Genomic DNA, 23614 nt, shown 5'->3' with positions numbered 1-23614 from the left:
TCTCGCTCCTTTCAACCGATTTCGGTGCGCTGCATCACGCCCGGCGAAACCACGGGCGCCATCAGACGTGGTAGTCGTACCACTTGAGGTAGCCACCGGCGTCGACCCTCAGCTGCATGCCCGTGACGTAGCGGGCCTCCTCGGAGGCGAGCCACAGCACCGCGTTGGAGATGTCCTCGGGTTCGATGAACGGCACCTTCATCGCCTGCTGGACATAGAAGACCGGTTCGGCATCGGCACGGGTCGGATGCTCGAGGTCGGGCCGGAAGGAGCGGTACATCGGCTCGCTCTGCAACATGTCGGTGTTGCAGTTGGTCGGGTGAATGACGTTGGCGCGGATGCCGCGTACCGCCAACTCCGTTGCGAGGTCGTGCACGTACTGCGCGATCAGGCGCTTAGAGGTCATGTAGGCCATCCCGCCCGGGTCGCCGCCCGGGTTGGCCTTCTGGTGGGCGTCCATCAACGCCGCTGCCGAGGAGGTGGCGATGATCGAGGCTCCCTCGGACAGGTGGGGCAGCGCGACCTGAATGCCGTTGATGGTTCCGACCAGGTTGGTGTTGATGACGTCGGTCCAGGCCTGCAGCGGTGGGTTGCCTTTCATGCCCGCCACACCCGCCTGCGCGACGACGATGTCGAGCTTGCCGAACTCGGCGAGACCGGCGTCGAGCGCGGTCTTGAGCGCCGCCGCGTCCCGCACGTCGGCCTGCGCGGTGACGATGCCGCGCCCGGTTTTCTCGACCAGCTTGGCGGTCTCCTCGAGGTCCTCGGGCCGCGCCATCGGGTAGCCGATCGTCTCGATGTCCTGGCACAGGTCGACGGCGATGATGTCGGCGCCTTCCTCGGCCAGTCGCAGCGCGTGGCTGCGGCCCTGGCCGCGGGCTGCCCCCGTGATGAATGCGACCTTTCCGGCAACGCGTCCCACAGCGGTTCCTTTCTTAGTGCTCGATTTGTGTGGCGAGTGTCAGGTGTTCCGGCCGCCGTTGACGCCCAGGATCTGCCCGGTGATGTAGCCGGCCTCCTCGGACGCCAGGAACGCGCAGGCCGCCGCGATGTCTTCGGGCTTACCCATGCGGCGCACGGGGGTCTTGGCGATGTTGTCCTCGATGTTGCCGAGGAACCCTTGACGATCGGCGTTGCGCAGCATCGGGGTGTCGATGAAGCCCGGTGGCACGGCGTTGACCGTGATACCGCTCGGGCCGTACTCCAGTGCCAGGGTTTTGGTGAGTCCGTTCACCGCGGACTTGGCCGCAACATAGTGCGCCATATAGGGAGTACCGGAGTGCGTGCTCGACGAGGAGATGTTGATGATGCGGCCCCAGCCGGCTTCGATCATGTCCGGCAGCACCGCCTGAATGGTGTGGAAGACACCGTTGAGGTTGATGTCGATGATCTGCTGCCAGTCTTCGAAGCTGATGTGGCTGAACTTCTTGAAGCCGTCTTTGCCGGCGGCGTTGACCAGGATGGTGACCGGCCCCAGCCGTTCGCGGATCTGCGACAGCGCGGCGTCGATCTGTGCGCGATCGGTCACGTCGGCGGCGAAGGCCAGATCCTGACCGCCGTCGGGTTTGAGATCGATGATGGCCACCCGGTGGCCGTCGGCGCGCAAGCGGTTCGCGACTGCCGCGCCGATGCCCGAGGCGCCCCCGGTCACGACAGCAGTTCGTACGAGGCCCGTCTCGGTCACAAAGAATCTCCTTTCCGAGCATTGAGAATCGTACTCTCGCACAACTGTTTCTGGCAAGGCGCGTTCGGACCGCCTCCCAGCAGCGAAAATGCCGCAGCCGCATTAACTCCTGTCGTAGAAGTGCAGGCCGCAAGGCTTTTCATGCACTCTTGAGTTCTCACATGCGAGATGTATGATTCGCCGCAGATGAGAATCTAGTTACCCCGCCGGGAGGCTTGGATGCATGCGCAGGACACGGCAGAGACCATCACCGATGGCTCCGCAGGGGGGACTGTCGCCCGGCGACTGCTGATCAACGGTGAGCTGGTGGGTGCCGACAAGACGTACCCGTCGCTCAACCCGGCCACCGGAGAAATCCTGGGATACGCCCCGGAAGCCAGTGTCGAGCAGGCGACCGCCGCCGTCGCCGCGGCGCGACGGGCCTTCGACGCGGGCGAGTGGGCCACCAACACCGAACTGCGAGTCCGCTGCCTGGACCAGCTGCACCGTGCGCTCGTCGAGCACCGTGACGAATTCGCCGCGCTCACCATCGCCGAGGTCGGCGCCACCGCGGCACTGACCCAGGGTGCGCAGCTCGACGGGCCGATCGCGATCGTGCGCTACTACGCCGATCTGCTCAAGGACTATCCGATGACCGAAGACCTCGGCAACGTCGAGAGTCGCGGGATGCAGCACCACCGCTGGGTGGAGAAGGAAGCCGCCGGCGTCGTCGCCGCGATCATCGCCTACAACTACCCCAACCAGCTGGCCCTGGCGAAGCTCGCCCCGGCGCTGGCCGCCGGGTGCACCATCGTGCTCAAGGCCGCGCCCGACACCCCGCTGGTCACGCTGACCCTCGGTGAGCTGATCGCCAACCACACCGACATCCCGCCCGGCGTGGTCAACGTGCTCAGCTCCTCGGACCCCGCGGTCGGTGCCGCGCTGACCACCGACCCGGACGTGGACATGGTCACCTTCACCGGCTCCACCCCGACCGGGCGGGCGATCATGGCCGCCGCCAGCGGGACGCTCAAGCGGGTCTTCCTGGAGTTGGGCGGCAAGTCCGCGGCGATCGTCCTCGACGACGCCGACTTCAACATGGCCGCGGTGTTCGCCGCGTTCTCGATGGTCACCCACGCCGGCCAGGGCTGCGCGCTGACGTCGCGGCTGCTGGTGCCCAAGCGTCATCACGACGAGATCGTCGAGATGATCAAGACCAACTTCTCCCACGTGCGCTACGGAGACCCGACCGACCCCACGACCTACATGGGCCCGCTGATCAGCGCCAAGCAGCGCGACAAGGTCGACGCCATGGTGCAGCGCGCGGTGGCCGCCGGCGCCACCCTGGTGACTGGCGGCGAGAAGGTCGATCCCGGATTCTTCTACACCCCAACGCTGTTGACCAATGTTGACCCCGACAGCGAGATCGCCCAGGAGGAAGTCTTCGGACCGGTCCTGACGGTGATCGGCTATGACGACGACGACGATGCGGTCCGGATCGCCAACAACTCGATCTACGGACTGTCCGGTGCGGTCTTCGGTAGCCAGGACCGTGCGGTGGCGCTGGCCCGCCGGATCCGGACCGGAACGTTCTCGATCAACGGCGGCAACTACTTCAGCCCGGACGCGCCGTTCGGGGGATACAAGCAGTCCGGCATCGGCCGCGAGATGGGCGTCGCCGGACTCGAGGAATTTCTGGAGAGCAAGACGTTCGCCGTGCCGGTCGCCGGAGCCGCTGGATGAGGCCGCTCGAAGGCGTTCGCGTGCTGGAAGTCGCGATGTACGGGTTCGTTCCCTCTGCCGGTGCGGTGTTGGCGGAGTGGGGCGCCGAGGTCATCAAGGTCGAGCACGCGGTGACCGGCGACCCGCAGCGCGGGCTGCGCCAAACCGGCATGCTGCGGGTCGAGGGCGACCCGAACCCCAACATCGAACACGCCAACCGCGGCAAGCGCAGTATCGGTCTGGACGTCTCAACGCCCGAGGGTCACGAGGTGCTGCTCGAATTGGCAAAGCGCGCAGACGTTTTCCTGACCAGTTTCCTGCCCGGCCACCGCAAGAAGTTCGCCATGGACGTCGAGGACATCCGCGCGGTCAACCCGAAAGTCGTCTACGCGCGCGGCAGCGCGCTGGGTCCCCGCGGCATCGAATCGGAAAAGGGCGGCTACGACATGACCGCGTTCTGGTGCCGCGCCGGTACCGCCGCGACCATCACCCCGCCCGGTATCGAGGGCATGATCGGCCCGCCCGGACCCGCCTACGGCGACACCATCTCCGGAACCAATCTGGCCGGTGGTATCGCGGCCGCACTGTTCAAGCGCGAGCGCACCGGTGAGCCGTCGGTGGTGGACGTGTCCCTGCTGGGCAGTGGCCTGTGGGCCATGGGCCACACCGTCGCCCTGACCAGTCATCTGGGCGAGCGTCTGATCCAACAGCCGCCCGGTGTCCATGGCTCGCCGATCAATCCGCTGGTTGGGGTTTACGCGACCGCCGATGAGCGTTACATCTCGTTTGTCATGATGCAGCCCACCAAGTTCTGGGCCGACGTGTGCAGGCACATGGAACTCGACGAGCACATCGACGATCCACGGTTCGCCACCGCGCAGTCGTTCGCCGAGCACACCCCGGCCGCCGTGGAGATCCTGCGCGCGGCAATGGCCAAGCGGACGCTGCCGGAGTGGAGCGAGCGCTTCGCCACTCTGGCCGGACCGTGGGCGCCGGTCCAGGACACCCTGCAGGCCGCTCAGGACCCGCAGATCCGCGCGAACGAATACATCGTGCAGGCCGGTGAACTGGAGTTGGTGGCCAATCCGGTGCAGTTCGACGTGACCGCGCCGGAGACCGGGCCGGCACCCGGATTCGCCGAGCAGACCGATGAAATCCTGGCCGAGCTCGGCCTGGACTGGGACCGCATCATCGAACTCAAGACCGTCGGCGCGGTCACCTAGGCCATCGAGTAGCAGCAGGGAGATCTCGATGCCGTGCCGGTTGAACCGCAAACGCCACCCGCCGGGTGCCCCTGGTGTGGCACAGTGCGTACAACTCTTCGGGGGTCCAACTGCGGTGTCAGCGGTAACCATCGTGGAAGGGGGCGGCAGCGGTGATCTCGGCACACGATGACGTCTGCCTCAACGCCTCAGCGACGGGGCGGTAATGGTTCTGGGAGCGACCGCGGATCCGCCGTTGGGCGGCCACCTCGACGATCCGAACCGAGGGCCGGCCGGCGCGGGCCGGCACCGGCCCACCGGTGCGAGGCGCCAGCAGCCCGCTTACCTACGCCCGCTGATCGGGCTGGCGACGGTCGTGACGATCGCGGCGCTCATCGGACTGCCGATCGGGCTGTTCCGGGGCAGCTTCACTCGTACCGTGCCGGTCACTGTTCTCTCGCAGCGCGCTGGCCTGGTGATGTATCCCGACGCCAAGGTCAAGATCCGTGGTGTGCAGGTCGGCAAGGTCGGTGACATCGAGGCCAAGCCGGACGGCACCGCGGTGCTGCACCTGAAGATGGAACCGGCGCAACTGTCGCGGATACCGGCCAACGTCAGCGCCCGGATCGCGTCGTCGACGGTGTTCGGCGCCAAATTCGTCGACCTGGTGCCGCCGCCCGATCCGGTGACGGCCCGAATGCACGCCGGCCAGGTGCTGGCGGGCCAGCACGTCACCGTCGAGATCAACACGGTCTTCCAGCAGCTGGTGCGGGTCCTGGACAAAATCGACCCGAAGAAGCTGAACGAGACCCTGAGTGCGGTCTCGACGGCGTTCAACGGACGAGGCCAGAAGCTGGGGCAGGCGCTCACCGACTTCGACAAGCTGCTCGCCGAGATCGAGCCCAGCCTGGGCACCCTCGAACACGAGGCCGCCGCCATGGCGCCGGTGTTCCGGTCCTACGCCGATGCGGCACCGGACCTCACCGCCGCACTGAACTCCACCAGCACCATGAGTGACAGCATCGTGCAAGAGCGCAACAGCCTGGACACCTTCCTGCTCAGCGCCATCGGGCTGGCCGACACCGGCAACGAGGTGCTGGGGGACAACCGGCAGGGGTTGACCGACCTGACGCAGGTACTGGAGCCCACCGCCGCGCTGCTGGACAAGTACCACGAGGAGCTCGGCTGCGCGATCGGCGGCTTGGTGCCGTTCGCCAACTCCCCGCCGTTCGACGTCCCCGGCATCATCATCACCGCCAGCTTCACCCTGGCCAAGGAACGCTACCGCTACCCCGACCACCTGCCGAAGGTGGCGGCCCGCTCCGACCGTTCCTACTGCACGGAACTGGGCCTGCCCGACGTGCCGCCGGAGTACCGGGTGCCCGCGTTGGTCGCCGACGTCGGCGCCAACCCGTACGACTACGGCAACCAGGGCATCCTGCTCAACTCCGATGGACTCAAGCAGGCGCTGTTCGGGCCGATCGGTGGGCCGCCGCGCAACAGCGCTCAGGTGGGGATGCCGGGATGAGAAGCGGGCTGGGAACTCTGATCAAGTTCGGCGTCTACGCCGTGGTGATGGTGCTGGCGACGATATTTCTGTTCGCGATCTTCGCTGAGGTCCGGACCGGACCCACGGTGGGCTACCAGGCCGTTTTCGCCGACGCATCCCGGCTCAAGGCCGGCGACAGCGTGCGGGTCGCCGGCGTGCGGGTCGGCACGGTCGGCGGCGTGGCGCTGCGTTCGGACGGCACGGTGTTGGTGAAGTTCCAGGCCGACCGCAACATTCCACTCACCACCGGCACCCAGGCCTCGGTGCGCTACCTCAACCTGGTCGGCGACCGCTACCTGGAGCTGACCGATGGGCCGGGCTCGACCCAGCTGTTGGGAAAGGGAGCGCAGATCCCGCTGGAACGGACCGCGCCGGCCCTGGACCTGGACCTGCTGCTCAACGGTCTCAAGCCGGTGATCCGGGGACTGAATCCCCAAGACGTCAACTCGCTCACGGCCTCGTTGATCCAGATCATGCAGGGCCAGGGCGGCACCATCGACTCACTGATGTCGCGGACGTCGTCGTTCTCGAACTCCCTGGCCGACAACAACGAAGTGATCCAGTCCCTGATCGACCAACTGCGCACGACGCTGGCGACCCTGTCCAACGGAGACAAGCGATTCTCCGGGGCGATCGACCGACTCAACAAGCTGGTCGCCGGACTGGCGGCTGACCGCGACCCGATCGGGACCGCGGTCACGGCCCTGGACCGCGGCACCGCGTCGCTGGCCGACCTGCTTGGCAACGCCCGCGATCCACTGACCAACACCATCACCCAGGTCGATCGGTTGACCACCGCGATCAACGCCGACCTGGCCGGCCTGGACATGTCGTTGCAGAAGGCGCCGGAGAACTACCGCAAGGCCATCCGGCTCGGGGCGTACGGCGGGTTCATCCAGTACTACCTGTGTGCTGTCCAGATCCGGGTCAGCGACACCCAGGGCCGCACTGCGGTGTTCCCGTGGATCAAAGCGGAGGAGGGCCGATGCAGCGACACCGACTGAGCGCGGTGCTGTCCGGTACCGCGCCGGTGCGGCGGGGGGCGCGCCGATGCTGAGGTATCACGGCAGCCATCTGATGCGCATGGGTCTGATCGGCGTTGTGGTGGTCGCGTTCATCGTCGCGATCGGGTTGCAGCCCGAGCAGTTGATCCAGTGGGCCACCTGCGTGCGATACCAGGCCCGGTTCGCCGAAGCCGGTGGCCTGAGTACCGGTGCCGACGTCACGCTGTCGGGAATCAAGGTCGGTTCGGTCACCGATGTCGCACTCGACAACGGTGACGCCCTGGTGACTTTCACGCTGGCGGGCAAGTATGGGCTGGGCGGGCAGACCACGGCGCACATCCGCACCGGGTCGCTGCTCGGTGAGCGGGTGCTGACCGTGGAGCCGGCAGGCAGCGGCAAGATGCACCCGCTCGAGGTCATCCCGCTCACCCGCACGTCGTCGCCGTACTCGCTGGTCGACGTGGTCGGTGAACTCACCACGAACACCGCCGGTACTGACACCGAGTCGCTGAACCGGTCGTTGGACACCCTCTCGGAGACCATCGACCAGATCGCTCCGCAGCTGGGGCCGACGTTCGATGGCCTGAGCAGGCTGTCCCGGGCGGTGAACAGTCGCAATGAGGGCCTTGCCGACCTGCTGAAGTCGGCCGCCGAGCTCACCGGTGTGCTCTCCGAACGCAGCCAGCAGATCAACTCGCTGATCCTGGACGCCGACAGTCTCGTCGACGTGCTCAACACCCGGCGGCAGGCGATCGTCAACCTGCTGGTCAGCACATCGGCGGTGTCGCGGCAGCTGTCCGAACTCGTCTCCCAGAACAACGAACAGCTGCGACCCACGCTGAACAAGGTCATCGCGCTGAACAAGATCCTGGAGAAGAACCGGGACAACCTTGCCAAGGCTCTGCCCGGCCTGGCGAAATACGAACTCACCCAGGGCGAGACGGTGTCAAACGGTGCTTACTACAGCGCCTATGTGCCGAACCTGTTCCTGCCGCAGCTGCTCCAGCCGTTCCTGGACTACATCTTTGGCTTCCGGCGTGGTGTCGACGCCGGTCAGCCCCCGGACAATGCCGGTCCGCGTGCCGAACTTCCGTTCCCGGTCAATGGGATTCCGCAACCAGGAGACCTGCCGCCCCGATGAAGACTCGTACGCCACTGCAGATCGCGGTCAGCGCGCTGGCCGCGCTGCTGCTACTTGCGGGTGCGGGAATCCTGGTCCGCCAGACCGTCCTGAAACCGACCCGGATCACCGCGTACTTCTCCACTGCGACCGCGATCTATCCCGGTGACGAGGTCCGGGTCGCCGGGGTGAAGGTCGGCAGCATCGACCGCATCGAACCCCAGGGCACCCAGGCCAAGCTCACCCTGCGCGTCGACCGCAAAGTGCCGATCCCGGCCGAGGCCAAAGCCGTCATCGTCGCGCCCAACCTGGTGGCGGCACGATTCGTCCAGCTGACGCCCGCCTACCATCGCGGCGACGGGCCGACCCTGCCCGACGGCGCGGTGATCCCGCGCGAGCACACCGCGGTCCCGGTCGAGTGGGACGAGGTCAAGACCCAGTTGAACCGGCTTGCCGCCGAACTGGGGCCGCGCAGCGGGGTCTCGGGAACGTCGGCGTCGCGGTTCATCGACAGCGCGGCCAATGCGATGGACGGCAACGGTGCCAAACTACGCGAGACGCTGAAGCAGCTCTCCGGCGTGGCCCGGATCTTCGCCGAGGGCAGCGGCAATATCATCGACATCATCTCGGGTCTACAGACTTTCGTGACCGCACTGCGCGACAGCGATCAGCAGATCGTGGTGTTCGAATCGCGGCTCGCCACGTTGACGAGCGTGGTCAACGACAGTCGATCCAACTTGGATGCAGCTCTCACCGACTTCGCCGGCGCGATCGACACGGTGCGGGATTTTGTAGCGGGGAGCCGCGCCGAAACCGCCGAGGCGCTGCAGGGCGTGGCCAACGTCAGTCAGACGCTGGTCGATTCGAAGAATGCGATCCGCAATATCCTGCACATCACCCCGAACGCGATCGCGAACACGCTCAACATGTACAACGTGACCAGCGGGACCCCGGTGGGTTCGTTCGCGTTCGCCAACTTCAGCAACCCGGTTCAGGCGATCTGCACGATGACCGGTGCGGTCGGCAATGTGACGTCGATGGAGACCGGCAAGCTGTGCGAGCAGTACCTGGGCCCGGCCATGCGGTTGCTGAATTTCAACGGGCTCCCGTTGCCGATGTCCCCGTACCTGACCAAGGCGGCCAGCCCGGACAAGTTGATCTACACCGACCCGGCGTTGATGCCGCACGCCGAGCACCCGGGAAACCTGCCGGAACAGACGCCGTCGATTTCGGCCTACACCGGGTTGAACGGCGACGTCCCGCCCCCGCCGGGGTGGACGGATCCGTTGCAGCCGCGCGGCTCCTACGCGCCCGACGGCCTGCCCGCCGCAGCGACACCGCCGCTGATCCCTGGTGCGCCGCTGCCCAGTCCGACCACCTTCGACGGGATGCTGCTGCCGGGCGGTCCGCCGCCGCCCGGACCGCCGCCGGGGCCGTTGCCCGCGGAAGGGGGTCCCACGCCATGATCGGTCTTCGTTCCCTGCGGCGCAGCGCGGCGGTCGCGGTCTTGGTCGCCGGCGCCACGTCCGGCTGCGCCTTCGGCGGCCTGAACTCGATGGCGCTGCCGGGTGTTCAGGGGCGCGGTTCCGGGGCGCAGCACTTCTCGGTCGAGCTGGCCAATGTCGGGACACTGGAATCTAATTCGCCGGTGATGCTCTCCGACGTGGTGATCGGCAGCGTCGGCAAGATGACCGTCAGCAACTGGCACGCCAACGTCGACATCGCGGTCAACCCCGGCGTCGAGGTGCCGGCGAACGCGGTGGCGACCGTCGGGCAGACCAGCCTGCTCGGGTCGATGCACCTGGCGCTGAATCCGCCGATCGGGCAGGCGCCGACGGGCCGGCTGATGCCCGGGGCCAGAATCCCGCTGAGCGACTCCTCGACTTATCCGTCGACCGAACAGACCCTGTCCTCGCTGGCGGTGTTGGTCAACGGAGGCGGACTCGGTCAGATCGGCGACATCATCCACAACTTCAGCGCCTCCATGGCAGGCCGGGAAAGCGACATCCGCGACCTGATCGTCCGGCTGGATCACTTCACCGGTGCACTGGACCGGCAACGCGACAACATCATCGACGCCATCAAAGAGATGAACCGGACGGCCACCACTTTCGCCGGGCAGCGCGACACCATCAACCGTGCACTGAACAAGATTCCGCCGGCCATCGACGTCTTGATCAAAGAGCGCCCCAAGTTCGTCACCGCCATGACCAAGCTGGGCCAGTTCGGTGACCTGTCGGCGGGTCTGGTCAACGACTCCGGGCACCAACTGGTCTCCGACCTCATCCACATCGAACCGGCGTTGCGCTCGCTGGCCGACATCGGACCGGAGCTCAACTCGGCAGTGGCCTACGCCTCGGCCTTCCCGTACGGGCCCAACGCGATCGAGCGCGCCGTGCGGGGCGACTTCCTGAACCTGTTCGCCGTCTTCGACCTCACCAAACCGCGACTCAAGCGGGCGCTGTTCCCCGGCACGCAGTGGGGAGACGAGGACGCGAAACTGGTTCCGGCGCCAGGCGATCCCTGGTATCTGAACTACTCCTACGATCCGCTGCAAGAGCCGATCCTGCAGTCGTCGGGCCAGGCCCTGCCGCCGGGCGCGGTTGCCTCGGGAGGCGGTGGCTAGATGCTGACACGGTTTGTACGGATCCAGCTGATCCTGTTCCTGGTGGCGTCGGTGATCGGCGTGGGAGCCATGATCTTCGGCTATATGCAGGTGCCGACCATGCTCGGGATCGGCCGCGTGATGGTCAAGCTGGACCTGCCCGAAACCGGGGGGCTCTACCGCTTCTCCAATGTCACCTACAACGGGGTGCAGATCGGCACGGTCACCAACGTCGAGCTGACGTCGGACGGCGTGCGCGCCACGTTGTCGCTGAATCGATCACCGAAGATCCCGGCCGATCTGGTGGCCGCGGTGCGCAGTGTTTCGGCGATCGGCGAGCAGTACGTCGACCTGCTGCCGCGCAGCGACGGCGGCCCGTACCTGCACAACGGCTCGGTGATCGCGGCGTCGGACACCCAAGTCCCCCAACAGGTCGGTCCCATGCTCGATCAGGTCAGCAAGCTGGTCGACTCGATTCCGAAGGACAAGCTCAGCAATCTGCTCGACGAGACCTTCCTGGCCTTCGACGGCGCCGGCTACGACTTCCAGTCCTTGCTGGACTCGGCGACCACCATCAGCGGTGACGCCAACCGAGTCTCGGACAAGGTGCGCAAGCTGGTCGACAACAGCGCGCCGCTGCTGGACTCGCAGGTGCAAAGCACCGACGCGATCCGGACCTGGGCGCGCAGCGTGGCCGGGATCTCCGAACAGGTAGCCGCCAACGACCCGCAGTTGCGCGCCATCCTGCAACGCGGCCCCGGGTTCGCCGACGAAGTCTCCGGCCTGATGCAGGATCTCAAGCCGACGCTGCCGATCCTGCTGGCCAACCTGAACACTCTTGGGCAGGTGCTGATGGTCTACAACCCGTCGCTGGAGCAGTTGATGGTGCTGCTGCCCGGATACATTGCGGCCCAGCAGTCGTTCGGTCTGCCCAAGAACAACCCGACCGGTCTGCCGCAGGGCGACTTCACCCTCACGTTCGGTGACCCCAACCCGTGCACCGTGGGCTTCCTGCCGCCGTCTTCGTGGCGTTCCCCGGCCGATACCACCACGATCGACACCCCCGACGGCCTGTACTGCAAACTGCCGCAGGACTCACCGGTATCGGTGCGCGGCGCCCGCAACTTCCCGTGCATCGAGCATCCGGGCAAGCGCGCTCCGACCGTCGAACTCTGCGACGACCCCAAGGGTTTCGTCCCGATCGCGATGCGCCAGCACCTCACCGGGCCAACCGCGTTCGACCCGAACCTGCTCAAGCAGGGTATCCCGGTCGATGACCGGGTCGACTTCAGCGACCGGCTCTTCGCCCCGACCGGGGGCACTCCGCTGCCGCCGTGGGCCACACCGTCGGGCACGTCACCGGACTCTCCACGGCCCGAGGTGCCGGCGCCGCCGCCGTTGGCAGGCAACGCCGGCATCGGTGAGCAGGCGCCGTCGGTCACGGTGGTGCCCTATGACCCGAACACCGGCAAGTACATGACCCCTGACGGGCGCTACGAGCAGCAGACGAACCTGGTGCCCGGTTCCGGGCCCAAGTCGTGGACCGATCTCATGCCGTCTTGAGTGCCGAAGGAGGACGAATGCGCGCACGTGAATTGATCGTCGCTACAGCGGCTTTCGGACTTGTCGTCGGGGCGGCACCGTCGCCGCCGGCGCAGGCTGCCCTGGGCTTCGAGCTCAACGGCCCCTACCGGGTCACTTCAAACGGGGACTGGGCCAAGACCAACGAAGTCTTCATGAACGAGGTCACGGTGACGTCGGTGTGGACGTTTCGTTCCAGTTGCGAGAACGCGCACGTCTGCACCGGCCAGGTGAGCAGTGACCAGGGCTGGACGGCGCCGCTGGAGTTTCGCACCTCACGCTGGATCGTCGACCGCTTCCACGAGAACTGGCAGACCTGCCCGGACGGCACCACCTCGTCGGGACGGCAGCGATACCAGTTTCAGGGCAGTGATGCCAACGGCCAGTACGACAAACGCAATATCGATCTCCTCGTCGGCTACGACAGGACGATCGGTGTCTCGGGAGCCTGCGGACGCAACCAGCCCACGGTCATCCTCATGCCGCTGACCGTGCAACGACTCTAGGCGGTAGGGGAGACCATGCAGAACCCTCGCGTGATGAAAGCACTCGTCGCGGCGGCACTTGCCGCTGGGGCGGTCGCCGGCGTGACACCCGCGGCGCCGTCGGTTGCCGACCCGTATGTGCCGATGTGCGACGTCCCGGCGTGCACACCGGGAATCGCGCCGAATGTCGTGCTGGGCGCGCCGTGCTCCAACACCACCTACTTCGTCTTCGGGTCCGCTGTCGCAGGGCCCTCGACCCTGCCGGGCAGGCTGGTGTACTGCGCGTCGCCGCGCCGCTACGAGCCCCGCTGGTTCCGCTCCCCGGAGATGCACGGCATCAAGGAGGAGAACAGCAAGTGCGACGAATATTCCGGCGAGGTGGCGCAGGCCCCCGACGGGCTTTTCTTGACCTGTGTCGCCGACGGCGAGACGCGGTGGCGGCGCGGAGACCTATAGCCGCACAACAGTTTTGGCACGTCGAGGGAGTTCGCCCATGATACGAACCACTGTCGGTGCAGCGCTGGCGGCGGTGACTGTCGCGACCGTCGTGGCGCCGCAGGCCGCGGCCGAGATGCGCTTCGGCAATTACGAGGTGTTGAGCAATCGGTGGCCCGACGCCACCTGGGTGTGGACGGCGTATCCCTGCGAGGAGATGGGGAAGTTCGACACTGTGCCCTCCGGCTGCGTTCTGGTGACCGCGGTGGACCGGCCGCATTTCTTCGGCCGCGGATATTACGGCGGCACCGCCAAACTGGTGGACGGACACTACTCGTTCACCTCGGACTACCCGGACGGTCTGCACTGCCCGGCCGGGCCCTCGATGCCGACCCGGGACACCTTCACCTGGGATGCGAACACCCTTGCCGGCGTGATGGAATCACACTTCGATGTGGGCTGTTTCAACGGCCCCGCCGGGGTCAACACCTGGACCTTCGCCCTGGTGCGGATGTAGATCGCCGCTAGACGGGGTCGAACGAGGAGATCAGCCACCGGCCGTCGTGCTTCACCAGGCCGACCTTGACGCTGCTCATCGAGAAAGCGCCGTCCGGGTTCGTCTTGCTGATCGTGGTCTGGTTGAGATAGATCAGCACCTCGGCGGAACTGGGGCGCAAGGACACGACGCCTTTGCGAACCACCGCGGCCACCGTCTGCACTTCCTTTTCCTTGACCGCCGGGGTGACGACCTTCTGGGTGAAATCGGTGTAGTGGGCGAGGAAGTCGCCGGTGAGGTGGCTCTCAGCGGCGGCGAAATCCTGTTCCATCGTCTTTGGTGCGTAGGTCAGGATGGCGACCGCGCCGTCGGCGGCGGCAGCCATCACCGTTTGTTCGTCCGCGGGACCGAGCTGCTGATCGGCCCGGAGCACCCCGAAGTAGAGCCAGCCGGCCAGCCCGGCCGACGCCACCAGCAGCCCGCCCAGCGTGGCCGCGATCCAGCGCGCGGTTGAGACGGTCGGGCCGACCTTCGGCTGCTCGGCCGGTGACTCTTCCGCCACCTGCTCGGCGGTTTCCAGGGTGTCGTCGGCCTCGGTGGTCGCGGGCTCGGACTCGGCTGCCTCGCGTGTCACGTCATCCTCGTCGGATTCGGTCATGCCGCGAAGTCCACCTTCGACATCTTGACCCGGTCGCCTTCGCGGGCCAGGTGCACGGTGAGGCGCCAGGCGCGGGGTTCCTCTTTCGCTCCGGCTTTATTGGTGACCTTGGTGTTCGCCGCGACCAGCACCACCGCGTCGTTGTCCGACATCGACTCCACGCCCGCGACCGCCGTGTCGACCGTGGTGACGGTTTTCGACTCGCGGGCCACCTTGGTGAAGTCGCCGGCGTGGGCCTCGAAGTCCTGCTTGAACTCGCCGGTTGAGTTGTCGAGGATCGCCTTGACGTCGTCATCGACGGTCTCGTAGTTCAGCGACATCAGCGTCACCACGCCCTGACGGGCGGCCGCGGCATACTCGGCCAGTTGATGCTGGCGCTGCGCGACATCGCGATGGTGGGACAGCATCAGCACATCAATCGCCAGGAACCCTCCGATCGCGAGTACCGCCAGCGTCGCCGCCACCCATCGCAGTTGTTTCCAGGCGTGGATGAGCTTGCGGGGCTGCTCAGCCGGTTCCTCGTCGACGCCCGCCTCTGGCTCGCCGGCGTCGGTGCTTTCGGCTTCGACGTCGGGTGCGGTTTCCAGCTCGACCGCCGGGGTGGACTCCGGCTCGGACTCCTGCTGCGCCTTGAGCAGTTCTGCTCGGGCGCGGGCCAACTCCGCCGCCGCCTCGGCGGCCTTCGCCTCGGCCTCCGCCAGCGTCAGAGCATTCTTCGAAGCGCGCTTGGCGGCGTGCTTTCCGACGTGTTTTCTGGGACCCCCCGGCTTCGCCGGATCACGCGACGGCATACGCCTCTCCTGTCCGTTGTCCACCCAGCACCAGGGTCCCTCACCAAGTGCGGAGCGAGCAGAGCGCCCCCTTGGTACCGGCGTCGGTGGCGACTACGACGTCGTCGACGCGCAGTTCACAGACGAACCCCGGTGAGGGCAGTTCGGGATGCATTCCGGGCAGCGACACCACCACCATGGCCCAGTCCTGCGGGTCGGCCAGGGTGGTCTCGAAGATCCAGGGCTGGTTGGGGCCGACCGTGACGTCCGCACGCGGGCTGTACTGGTAGGGATTGTGGCTGTACTCGCCGAAGTTGGGCGGTTGAACCTCGCGGTAGTAGACGAACGCCTGCGCGGTCTGCGTCGCGCTGACCGAGTAGCGCACCCGGTGCGGCGCCGGGTCGTCGGCGCCCGCCGGGGTGGCGGCGGCCAGCGCGCAGGCAAACGCCAGCCCCGTAGCCAGGGACGATACGGCGAGCTGCCTGCCTCTCACGGGCTCCTCCACTGCTGCATCCGCCGGAGCGGCCGCGCTGCCAAAGACTGAAATTCTTGGTAACGAAGAATAACATTTCCGCTGTGCTTGCGGCGGCCAACCAGCCGGCCCGTCACGCCCCGCTGCCGGTGGTGGCGGCCGCGCGCCCCGCCCGGAAGCCGAACACCATGGCCGGACCGATGGTGCCGCCCGCCCCACCGTAGGCCCGGCCGGTGACGCCCGCCATCGCGTTACCCGCGGCGAACAGCCCCGGGATGGGCCGGCCGGTGACGTGCAGGACCCGGCCGTCGGAGTCGGTGCGGGGCCCGCCTTTGGTGCCCATCGCTCCGACGGACAGCGGCACGGCATAGAAGGGTGCGGTGTCGACGGGTCCCAGGGTGCGACCGGCAACCGTGCTGGCCTGATCGTCACCCCAATAGCCGTCGTAGGCGCTGGATCCCCGCCCGAAGTCGGGATCCGATCCTGCCGCGACGCCGCGGTTCCAGGCGGCCACCGTCTGCGCCAGGCCATCGGCGTCGATTCCGGTCTTGGCGGCCAGGGCGGCCAGATCGGGCGATTCGGAGAACCACTCCGGGGCGGTGCCGTCGGGTGCGACGCCGAGGAATCCGTACCGGCGCAGGTGCCCGGCGTCGAACACGATCCATGCCGGGTCGTTGACGTATCCGCCGCGGGGCTCCAGGTAGTGGAAGGCGCCGGCCATCGAGTTGTAGTCGCAGGCCTCGTTGACGAACCGCCGCCCGGCCCGGTTGACGATGATGCTGCGCGGGCGGGTCCGCTCGAGCCGCACGCTGCGGCTGCGCTGCTCCCCGGCGATGGTGTCGCCGGGGATCCGCACGATCGGGACCCACCACGCCTCGCCCATGTTGGCCAGGTCCGCGCCGTGCGCCATCGCCATGCGCAGCGCGTCACCGGTGTTGTTCGGCGGTGACACCGCGCCGCGCATCGGCCCGCGCAGAAACGCCTCCACCAACGAGACGTCCCATTCGAAGCCGCCGTTGGCCAGAATGACTCCTCGCCGGGCGCGCACCCGGCGCGAGGTGCCGCCGCAATCGACCCGGACGCCCGCTATTCCGCCGTCGGCGTCGGCGATCAGTTCCACGCCGCGACAGCCCATCGCCGGCGTCACGCCGTGATCCAACGCGCCCCTGAGCAGCCCGCCGATCAGCGCGGTGCCGGCCACGCAGATATCACCGGCGGCGTCGGCCTCGATGTCGGCGTGCAGCCGAGCGCGAGTCTCGGCGTCGAATCCGACGTTGCTGTAGTCGGCGGGGAACGCGGTGATCCGGTCCCGCCAGGAGCCCACCCGGGAGACGTCGTAGGGCAGCGGGCTCAGTGAGCGCCCCCCGGACGGGCGTCCGCCGGGCAGCTCCGGCTTGTAGTCCGGGAAACCGGTGGCGACCTCGAAGCGGACATCACTGTGGGCTTCGACGAAGTCGACCATCTCCTGGCCGGTCCGCACGAACGTCGAGACCAGCGCGTCGTCCATCGCACCGAAGGATTGGGCGCGCAGGTAGTCCATCGCGGCATCGACGGTCAGCCCAGGAGCACGATTGTGCGCCGGAATCCAGGCAATGCCACCGGAGACCGCCGTGGTGCCGCCCACGGTGTCCGACTTCTCGTAGAGGGCCACCGACGCGCCGTGCACTGCCGCGGTGAGTGCGGCGGTGAGCCCGGCACCGCCGGTGCCCAGCACCACCACGTCGGCTGAGTCGTCCCAAGCGTCGTCGTCCCAATCGGCATGCGCACCGGCTGACATCAATGTTTTCCTCTCGGGCAGATTCAGCTCAAGATTTCGGACAGCCGGCTGGCTGCCGCCAGCACGGCGTCGCGGCCGCGCAGCACCACGTCCTCGCGATGCGAGATCAAGTTGATGCAGGTCGGCGGTGCCGGGGGCCGGCGGCGAACGGGAACGGCCAACCCGAAGGTTCCGGGCTCGATCTCGCCGTGGGTGACCACCCAGCCGCGCTCCCGCGTCTGCGGGACGATGTCGCGCTCTCCGGGGCGCGCGGGCATGGCTGCCAGCAGTGCGATCCCGGCGGCGCCCAGGCTGAGCGGATGGCGGCTGCCCTCGTGGAACGCGAGTTGGTAGCCGACTTGGGTGGGGACGATGACGGCGACGGCCACCTGCTGGTCGCCCTCGGCGACCAGCAGAGACACCGTGGTCCCGAGTTCGTCGGCGAGCGCGCGCAGCGTCGGCAGGCTCAGCTGTCGCACGTTGTTGTCGAACGAGGCTCCGAGTACGGCCAAGGCGGCGGCCGAGCGGTACCGGCCGTCGTCTCCCTTGGCTATCAGCCGGAAGCCGGTCAGCGTGTTGAGCAGCCGATAACTGATGGTCCGGTGCACGCCGACCCGGTCGGCGACCTGTTGCACCGTCAATCCCTCCGGCGCGGCGGCCACCGCCTGTAAGGCGGCCAACCCCCGGGCCAGGGTCTGCGAACCCCGCGCGGTCTCGGCGGCAGCATCGGACATCAGCCTGGGCATCAGCAGGGCCTCCTTGACATACACCCGCGTGAGAGTGATGCTCTTGAATATAACGTACATCTATGTGCGATAAAAGCACGTTTGATATGCCGCAAAATGAGAATGATATTTCCGCTGAGCGTAGGGAAGAGGTGGGCGGTGCCGGAGTTCGAGAGCGTCTGGAGTGACCTCCAGGGTGTCGCGTTCGAGCAGGGGTATCTCGACGCGAGCGGCGTTCGCACCCGGTACCTGCGGGCCGGCGACCCGGCCAAGCCGGTGCTGGTGCTGCTGCACGGCTCCGGCGGGCACGCCGAGGCCTACGTCCGCAATCTCGCCGCACACGCCGAGCACTTCTGGACCTGGTCGGTGGACATGCTCGGTCACGGCTACACCGACAAGCCCGGTCATCCCCTGGAAATCGGCCATTACGTGGCGCACCTGATGGATGTGCTGGACGCGATCGGTGCGCAGACGGCCAGCATCAGTGGTGAATCCCTGGGGGGATGGGTGGCGGCACGGGCCGCCATCGACCACCCCGACCGGGTCGGGCGGCTGGTGCTCAACACCGCCGGCGGGTCCCAGGCCGACCCCGAGGTGATGAAACGGATCATCACGCTGTCGATGGCCGCGGTCGAGAACCCCAGCTGGGAAACGGTCCAGGCGCGCATCAAGTGGTTGATGGCCGACAAGACCAAGGACTACGACGACATCGTCGCCAGCCGCCAGCGGATCTACCGGCTGCCGGGATTCGTCGACGCGATGCGCGACATCATGGCGTTGCAAGACCCACAGATCCGGGCCCGAAACCTGTTGGGACCAGCCGACTACGGAAAGATCACCGCGCCCACACTGGTGGTCTGGACCAGCGACGACCCTACGGCCGACGTCGAAGAGGGGAAGCGGATCGCCTCGATGATCCCGGGTTCCCGGTTCGAACTCATGCCCGGCTGCGGCCACTGGCCCCAGTATGAGGACCCCGAGACCTTCAACCGCCTCCACCTGGAATTCCTGCTGGAGCGCTAGCGTGGCCGTGCTCAGTGATGTCGAGGTCGTCGTGGTCGGCGCCGGTCCGGTCGGCCTGACCCTGGCCAATATCCTCGGCCTGCAAGGGATTCGCACCCTGGTCATCGAGGAACGCGACACACTCATCGACTACCCCCGGGGGGTCGGTCTCGACGACGAGTCGCTGCGCACTTTTCAGGCGATCGGTCTGGTGGACGCCGTGCTGCCGCACACCGTCCCGAACCAGATCCTGCGGTTCTACGACGGCCGGCGGCGATTGCTGGCCGAAATGGCGCCCGCCGACGCCTGTTTCGGGTGGCCCAAGCGCAACGGCTTCGTGCAGCCCCTGGTCGACGCCGAGCTGCTGCGCGGCCTGGAGCGCTTCGACCATGTCCAGGTGCTGTGGGGCCGGCCGATGAGCGGGGTCGCCGAGACTCCCGATTCGGTGACGGTGAGCATCGGCGGCGAGGGCCGGGAACCGCAGACAGTCTCGGCTCGCTACGTCGTCGGTTGCGACGGGGGACGCAGCGCCACCCGCCGGTTGATGGGAGTGTCCTTCGACGGCACCACCTCGTCGACGCGCTGGCTGGTGGTCGACATCGCCAATGACCCGCTCGGCCATCCCAACAGCGAGGTCGGTGCCGACCCGGCGCGCCCGTACGCCTCGATCTCGATCGCGCACGGTATTCGCCGGTTCGAGTTCATGATTCACGCCGACGAGACCGATGAGCAGGCCGAAGATCCCGAATTCGTCGCGGCCATGCTGGCTCCGTTCCTGCCGCATCCGCACGACGTCGACGTGATCCGTCACCGGGTCTACACCCACCACTCCCGGATCGCCGGCGCCTTTCGCCGTGGCCGGCTGCTGCTGGCCGGCGACGCCGCGCATCTCATGCCGGTCTGGCAGGGCCAGGGCTACAACAGCGGGATCCGCGACGCGATGAACCTGGGCTGGAAGCTGGCCGCGGTGGTCCGGGGTCAGGCGCGGCCCAGCCTGCTGGACAGCTACGACACCGAGCGGCGCAAGCATGCCCGCGCGATGATCGACCTCTCCACGATGGTCGGCAAAGTGATCTCCCCGACCAACCGCCGGGTGGCGGGCCTGCGTGACCGGGTGATCCGTGCGGCCTCGGCGGTGCCGACTCTCAAGCGCTACGTCCTGGAGATGCGGTTCAAGCCGATGCCGCGTTACGAGCAGGGCGCGGTCGTCCATGACCAGCCACGGCGTCCCGATTCCCCGGCGGGAACCCTGTTCATCCAGCCGCGCGTCGACACCCGCAGTGGTACCGACCTACTCCTGGACGACGTGATCGGCACCGGCTTCGCGGTCGTGGCCTGGAACAACAATCCCCGGGTTCTGCTCGGCGAAGACGCCTTCGCGCGGTGGACGGCGCTGGGGGCCAGCTTCATCGCGGTGCGGCCGTCGACCCAGCTGCACTGGACCCCGCCCGGTCAGGCCGATGACCCCGCGGTCACCATCGTCGGCGACCGGACCGGGCAGCTGAAGGCCTGGTTCGACCGGCACAGCGAGTCGGTGCTGTTCCTGCGCCCGGACCGCTGCATCGCCGCGGCCTGCATCGCGCAGCGCGCCCCCGAGGTGAGCGCCCGACTCTTCAGTGTCTTGGCCCTCGAGCCGGTGGCTTCGACGCCGCAAGGGGGTGATCGTCCCGATGGCACTGGCCCTGTGCTGCATGTCCCACAGCCCCCTGTTGAATCTGCCGGAACCACCCCGTGAGTTGATGGACGACATCGAGGCCGCGATCGCCGACGCCGCGGCGTTCGTCGCCGACTTCGACCCGCAGCTGACGGTGATCTTCGCGCCGGACCACTACAACGGGTTCTTCTTGCAGCTGATGCCGCCGTTCTGCATCGGCACCGCCGCCCAGGGCATCGGTGACTACGGCACACACCTCGGGGCACTGGACGTCCCTGCCGACATCGCGCGTGAGTGCGCGGCGGCGGTGCTGGAACGCGGTGTGGACGTGGCCGTTTCGGCGTCCATGGAGGTCGATCACGCGGTGACGCAGCCGCTGGCGCGGCTGTTCGGTGACGCTACGGCCTGCCCGGTGATCCCGATCTTCCTCAACGCGGTCGCCGCCCCGCTCGGGCCGATACACCGCGCTCGCGCGCTGGGCGCCGCGGTGGGGGAGTTCTTGGCCGGCCTGGAACTGCGGGTACTGGTGGTGGGATCCGGTGGGCTCTCCCATGATCCGCCGATCCCGACGCTGGCGACCGCGCCACCAGTCACCCGGGACCGGATCCTGCACGGCACCGCCATGAGCGCCGAGCAGCGCCAAGCCCGCCAGGACGCGACGATCGCGGCGGCCCGCGACTTCGCGGCCGGGGCGAACAACCTCGCACCGCTGAACCCGGAATTCGATCAGCGCTTTCTGTCCATCGTCGACAGCGGCCGGCTCGACGACCTCGCCGACTGGTCCAACACGTTCATCACCCAGGAGGGCGGCGGCTCCGCGCACGAGATCCGCACCTGGGCAGCAGCATTCGGCGCGCTCGCGGCCCAGGGCCGCTACCGCATCGCCCAGCGCTACTACCGGCCGGCCCCGGAACTGATCGCCGGGTTCGCCATCCGCACCGCGCAACCCACGGAGGTGATCCGGTGAGCGACCCAGACCACGTCGTCGACGTGCTCGTCGTCGGCTCCGGTGGCGGCGGAATGACCGCGGCGCTGGCCGCCGACTCCCGCGGGCTCGATACGTTGGTCGTGGAGAAGTCGCGATACTTCGGCGGTTCGACTGCGCTGTCCGGCGGCGGCATCTGGGTGCCCGGGGCGCCGTCGCAGCGTCGGGAAGGCTACGCGCCCGACCCCGACGACGTGCTGACCTACCTCCGGGTGATCACCGACGGGCTGGTCAGTGATGCGCGGTTGCGGCAATACGTGGATGCCGCCCCGCGGATGATGGAGTTCTTGGAGGCCAGCAGCCCCTGGTTCGAGTTTGTCTGGAAGCCCGGCTATGCCGACTACTACCCGGAGCTGCCGGGCGGGTCGGCGCTGGGCAGCACCATCAACGTGCCCGCCATCGACCTGCGCAAGCTCGGCGACGAGGAGCAGAATCTGCTGGCTCCGCTGGCGTTGGCGCCCAAGGGGATCTGGCTGGGCCCCAAGGATCTTCGGCTCTTCTACCAGGTTCGCCAGTCATGGCGCGGCAAAGCGATCCTGGTCAAGCTGCTGTGGCGGATGTTCCGCGCCCGGGTATTCGGGGATCGGATGGCCGCCATCGGTCAGTCGCTGGCCGCACGGCTCCGGCTGGCCATGCTCGAACGCGACATACCGCTGTGGCTGGACACACCGATGACCGAGCTGATCACCGACGACTCCGGCGCGGTGATCGGTGCGGTGGTGCGGCGCGGCGGTCGGACACAGCGCATCCTGGCGCGCCGTGGCATCATCTTGGCCAGCGGTGGGTTCGACCACGACTTGGCCTGGCGCCAGCAGTATCAGCCGGTGCTGGAACACGATTGGAGCTTCGGCAACCCGCTGGCCACCGGCGACGGTATCCGGGCCGGGGAACGCATCGGCGCGGCGACCGAACTGCTCGACGAGGCCTGGTGGTTCCCGGCGCTGTGCTGGCCCGACGGGCGACTGCAGTTCATGCTCAACGAACGCATGATGCCGTCCCAGTTCATCGTCAACGGCGACGGCGAGCGGTTCATCAACGAAGCGGCGCCCTACATGGATTTCGCGCACGCCATGATCGCCGGACAGCAGGCCGGCGTCACCCACATCCCATGCTGGCTGGTCACCGACCAGCGATCCTTCCACCGCTACGTCGTCGCCGGACACCTGCCGATCCCGAAGATTCCCGGAGCGCCCGTACCGACCGGGCGTCGGATACCGCAGGCCTGGCTGGAGTCCGGTGTGGTCAAGGCGGCCAACTCCTTCGAGGAGCTGGCCGGCGAGATCGGTGTCCCGCCGCAGCGGCTGCGGGCTACCGCGCAACGGTTCAACGAGTTGGCCCGCTCCGGCCACGACGACGACTTCAACCGCGGCGACAGCGTCTACGACAACTACTACGGGGACCCGACGCTGCCCAACCCCAACCTGCACCCGCTGGGCAAACCGCCCTACTACGCGTTCCGCATCATCCTCGGCGATCTGGGCACCTCCGGTGGCCTGCGTACCGACGAGCACGCCCGGGTGCTGCGCGCCGACGACTCGGTGATCGACCGGCTCTACGCGGTGGGCAACACCTCGGCCCCGGTGATGGGCCGCAGCTACGCCGGCGCCGGAGCCACCATCGGCCCCGCGATGACCTTCGGTTACGTTGCCGCCCAACACCTCGCCGACATCTCCGGTCACCAGCTCTCCGCCGAATCGCAGACTCCCAACCAATCGCCCAGGAGGTAAAAC

22 protein-coding genes are annotated in these 23614 nt (G+C 67.6%); 15 read left to right on the top strand and 7 right to left on the bottom strand.

The window, feature by feature from the left end:
* Positions 1-61: 61 nt before the first annotated feature.
* Both K3U94_RS19695 and K3U94_RS19690 read right to left on the bottom strand, forming a co-directional pair.
* The gene (locus K3U94_RS19695; RefSeq protein WP_220694772.1) at positions 62-922 is read right to left on the bottom strand and encodes a mycofactocin-coupled SDR family oxidoreductase; all 861 of its coding nucleotides are present in this window, start codon (positions 920-922) and stop codon (positions 62-64) included.
* Positions 923-961: 39 nt separating this feature from the next.
* Positions 962-1684: an SDR family NAD(P)-dependent oxidoreductase gene (locus K3U94_RS19690; protein WP_047318250.1), complete on the bottom strand. Its 723-nt coding sequence runs from the start codon at positions 1682-1684 to the stop codon at positions 962-964.
* A gap of 219 nt (positions 1685-1903) precedes the next feature.
* On the opposite strand from K3U94_RS19690, the gene K3U94_RS19685 reads away from it, so the two are divergent.
* The 11 genes from K3U94_RS19685 (at position 1904) to K3U94_RS19635 (ending at position 13883) form a co-directional block, all read left to right on the top strand.
* Positions 1904-3406 (top strand): aldehyde dehydrogenase family protein, encoded by a 1503-nt coding sequence (locus tag K3U94_RS19685; protein ID WP_047318251.1) that lies wholly within the window; start codon positions 1904-1906, stop codon positions 3404-3406.
* Entirely contained in the window at positions 3403-4608 is a 1206-nt protein-coding gene (locus tag K3U94_RS19680; RefSeq protein ID WP_220694771.1) for a CaiB/BaiF CoA transferase family protein, read from the top strand. Before K3U94_RS19685 ends, K3U94_RS19680 begins: the two co-directional genes overlap by 4 nt.
* Before the next feature lie 205 nt (positions 4609-4813).
* Positions 4814-6115: an MCE family protein gene (locus tag K3U94_RS19675; protein ID WP_220694770.1), complete on the top strand. Its 1302-nt coding sequence runs from the start codon at positions 4814-4816 to the stop codon at positions 6113-6115.
* Positions 6112-7140, top strand: coding sequence for an MCE family protein (locus K3U94_RS19670; RefSeq protein ID WP_047318253.1), 1029 nt, complete (start codon positions 6112-6114; stop codon positions 7138-7140). Before K3U94_RS19675 ends, K3U94_RS19670 begins: the two co-directional genes overlap by 4 nt.
* A 46-nt stretch (positions 7141-7186) precedes the next feature.
* Positions 7187-8281: an MCE family protein gene (locus K3U94_RS19665; protein WP_047318254.1), complete on the top strand. Its 1095-nt coding sequence runs from the start codon at positions 7187-7189 to the stop codon at positions 8279-8281.
* On the top strand, positions 8278-9726 hold the full coding sequence (locus tag K3U94_RS19660) for an MCE family protein (protein WP_220694769.1): 1449 nt from the start codon (positions 8278-8280) through the stop codon (positions 9724-9726). Before K3U94_RS19665 ends, K3U94_RS19660 begins: the two co-directional genes overlap by 4 nt.
* Positions 9723-10886, top strand: a complete 1164-nt coding sequence (locus tag K3U94_RS19655; RefSeq protein WP_220694768.1) for an MCE family protein — start codon at positions 9723-9725, stop codon at positions 10884-10886. Before K3U94_RS19660 ends, K3U94_RS19655 begins: the two co-directional genes overlap by 4 nt.
* Positions 10887-12428, top strand: coding sequence for an MCE family protein (locus K3U94_RS19650; protein WP_220694767.1), 1542 nt, complete (start codon positions 10887-10889; stop codon positions 12426-12428).
* A 17-nt stretch (positions 12429-12445) separates the two neighbouring features.
* Positions 12446-12952: an Rv2253/PknI dimerization domain-containing protein gene (locus tag K3U94_RS19645; RefSeq protein WP_047318258.1), complete on the top strand. Its 507-nt coding sequence runs from the start codon at positions 12446-12448 to the stop codon at positions 12950-12952.
* A 33-nt stretch (positions 12953-12985) separates the two neighbouring features.
* The gene (locus K3U94_RS19640; protein WP_230987236.1) at positions 12986-13387 is read left to right on the top strand and encodes a hypothetical protein; all 402 of its coding nucleotides are present in this window, start codon (positions 12986-12988) and stop codon (positions 13385-13387) included.
* 37 nt (positions 13388-13424) lie between these two features.
* Positions 13425-13883 (top strand): hypothetical protein, encoded by a 459-nt coding sequence (locus K3U94_RS19635; protein WP_047318260.1) that lies wholly within the window; start codon positions 13425-13427, stop codon positions 13881-13883.
* Between the two features lie 7 nt (positions 13884-13890).
* Here the strand turns inward: K3U94_RS19635 and K3U94_RS19630 are convergent, their stop codons facing one another.
* The 5 genes from K3U94_RS19630 to K3U94_RS19610 form a co-directional block, all read right to left on the bottom strand.
* Complete coding sequence (locus K3U94_RS19630; protein ID WP_220694766.1) at positions 13891-14520, bottom strand: twin-arginine translocation pathway signal; 630 nt, start codon at positions 14518-14520, stop codon at positions 13891-13893.
* Positions 14517-15311, bottom strand: coding sequence for an Rv1363c family protein (locus K3U94_RS19625; RefSeq protein WP_220694765.1), 795 nt, complete (start codon positions 15309-15311; stop codon positions 14517-14519). Before K3U94_RS19625 ends, K3U94_RS19630 begins: the two co-directional genes overlap by 4 nt.
* Positions 15312-15351: 40 nt before the next feature.
* The gene (locus K3U94_RS19620; protein ID WP_047318382.1) at positions 15352-15783 is read right to left on the bottom strand and encodes an Rv2576c family protein; all 432 of its coding nucleotides are present in this window, start codon (positions 15781-15783) and stop codon (positions 15352-15354) included.
* Positions 15784-15895: 112 nt separating this feature from the next.
* Positions 15896-17539: an FAD-dependent oxidoreductase gene (locus K3U94_RS19615; RefSeq protein ID WP_220694764.1), complete on the bottom strand. Its 1644-nt coding sequence runs from the start codon at positions 17537-17539 to the stop codon at positions 15896-15898.
* A gap of 23 nt (positions 17540-17562) precedes the next feature.
* Complete coding sequence (locus K3U94_RS19610; protein WP_047318383.1) at positions 17563-18264, bottom strand: IclR family transcriptional regulator domain-containing protein; 702 nt, start codon at positions 18262-18264, stop codon at positions 17563-17565.
* A 138-nt stretch (positions 18265-18402) separates the two neighbouring features.
* On the opposite strand from K3U94_RS19610, the gene K3U94_RS19605 reads away from it, so the two are divergent.
* Genes K3U94_RS19605 through K3U94_RS19590 form a run of 4 tightly spaced genes read left to right on the top strand, consistent with a single transcriptional unit; the run spans position 18403 to position 23611 of the window.
* A complete protein-coding gene (locus K3U94_RS19605; protein ID WP_220694763.1) occupies positions 18403-19266 on the top strand; it encodes an alpha/beta fold hydrolase in 864 nt (287 codons plus the stop codon).
* Position 19267: 1 nt separating this feature from the next.
* On the top strand, positions 19268-20980 hold the full coding sequence (locus K3U94_RS19600) for a bifunctional 3-(3-hydroxy-phenyl)propionate/3-hydroxycinnamic acid hydroxylase (protein WP_220694762.1): 1713 nt from the start codon (positions 19268-19270) through the stop codon (positions 20978-20980).
* Positions 20937-21866 (top strand): 3-carboxyethylcatechol 2,3-dioxygenase, encoded by a 930-nt coding sequence (locus tag K3U94_RS19595; protein ID WP_230987235.1) that lies wholly within the window; start codon positions 20937-20939, stop codon positions 21864-21866. Before K3U94_RS19600 ends, K3U94_RS19595 begins: the two co-directional genes overlap by 44 nt.
* Positions 21863-23611 carry an FAD-binding protein gene (locus K3U94_RS19590; RefSeq protein ID WP_220694760.1) on the top strand — a complete coding sequence of 583 codons (1749 nt, stop codon included), beginning with the start codon at positions 21863-21865 and terminating at the stop codon, positions 23609-23611. Before K3U94_RS19595 ends, K3U94_RS19590 begins: the two co-directional genes overlap by 4 nt.
* Positions 23612-23614: the final 3 nt, after the last annotated feature.

This window comes from Mycolicibacter heraklionensis (genome assembly GCF_019645815.1).
Classification (GTDB): Bacteria; Actinomycetota; Actinomycetes; order Mycobacteriales; family Mycobacteriaceae; genus Mycobacterium; species Mycobacterium heraklionense.
The sequence above is the reverse complement of the archived record's forward strand: the minus strand, read 5'-3'. Positions and strand labels throughout refer to the sequence as shown.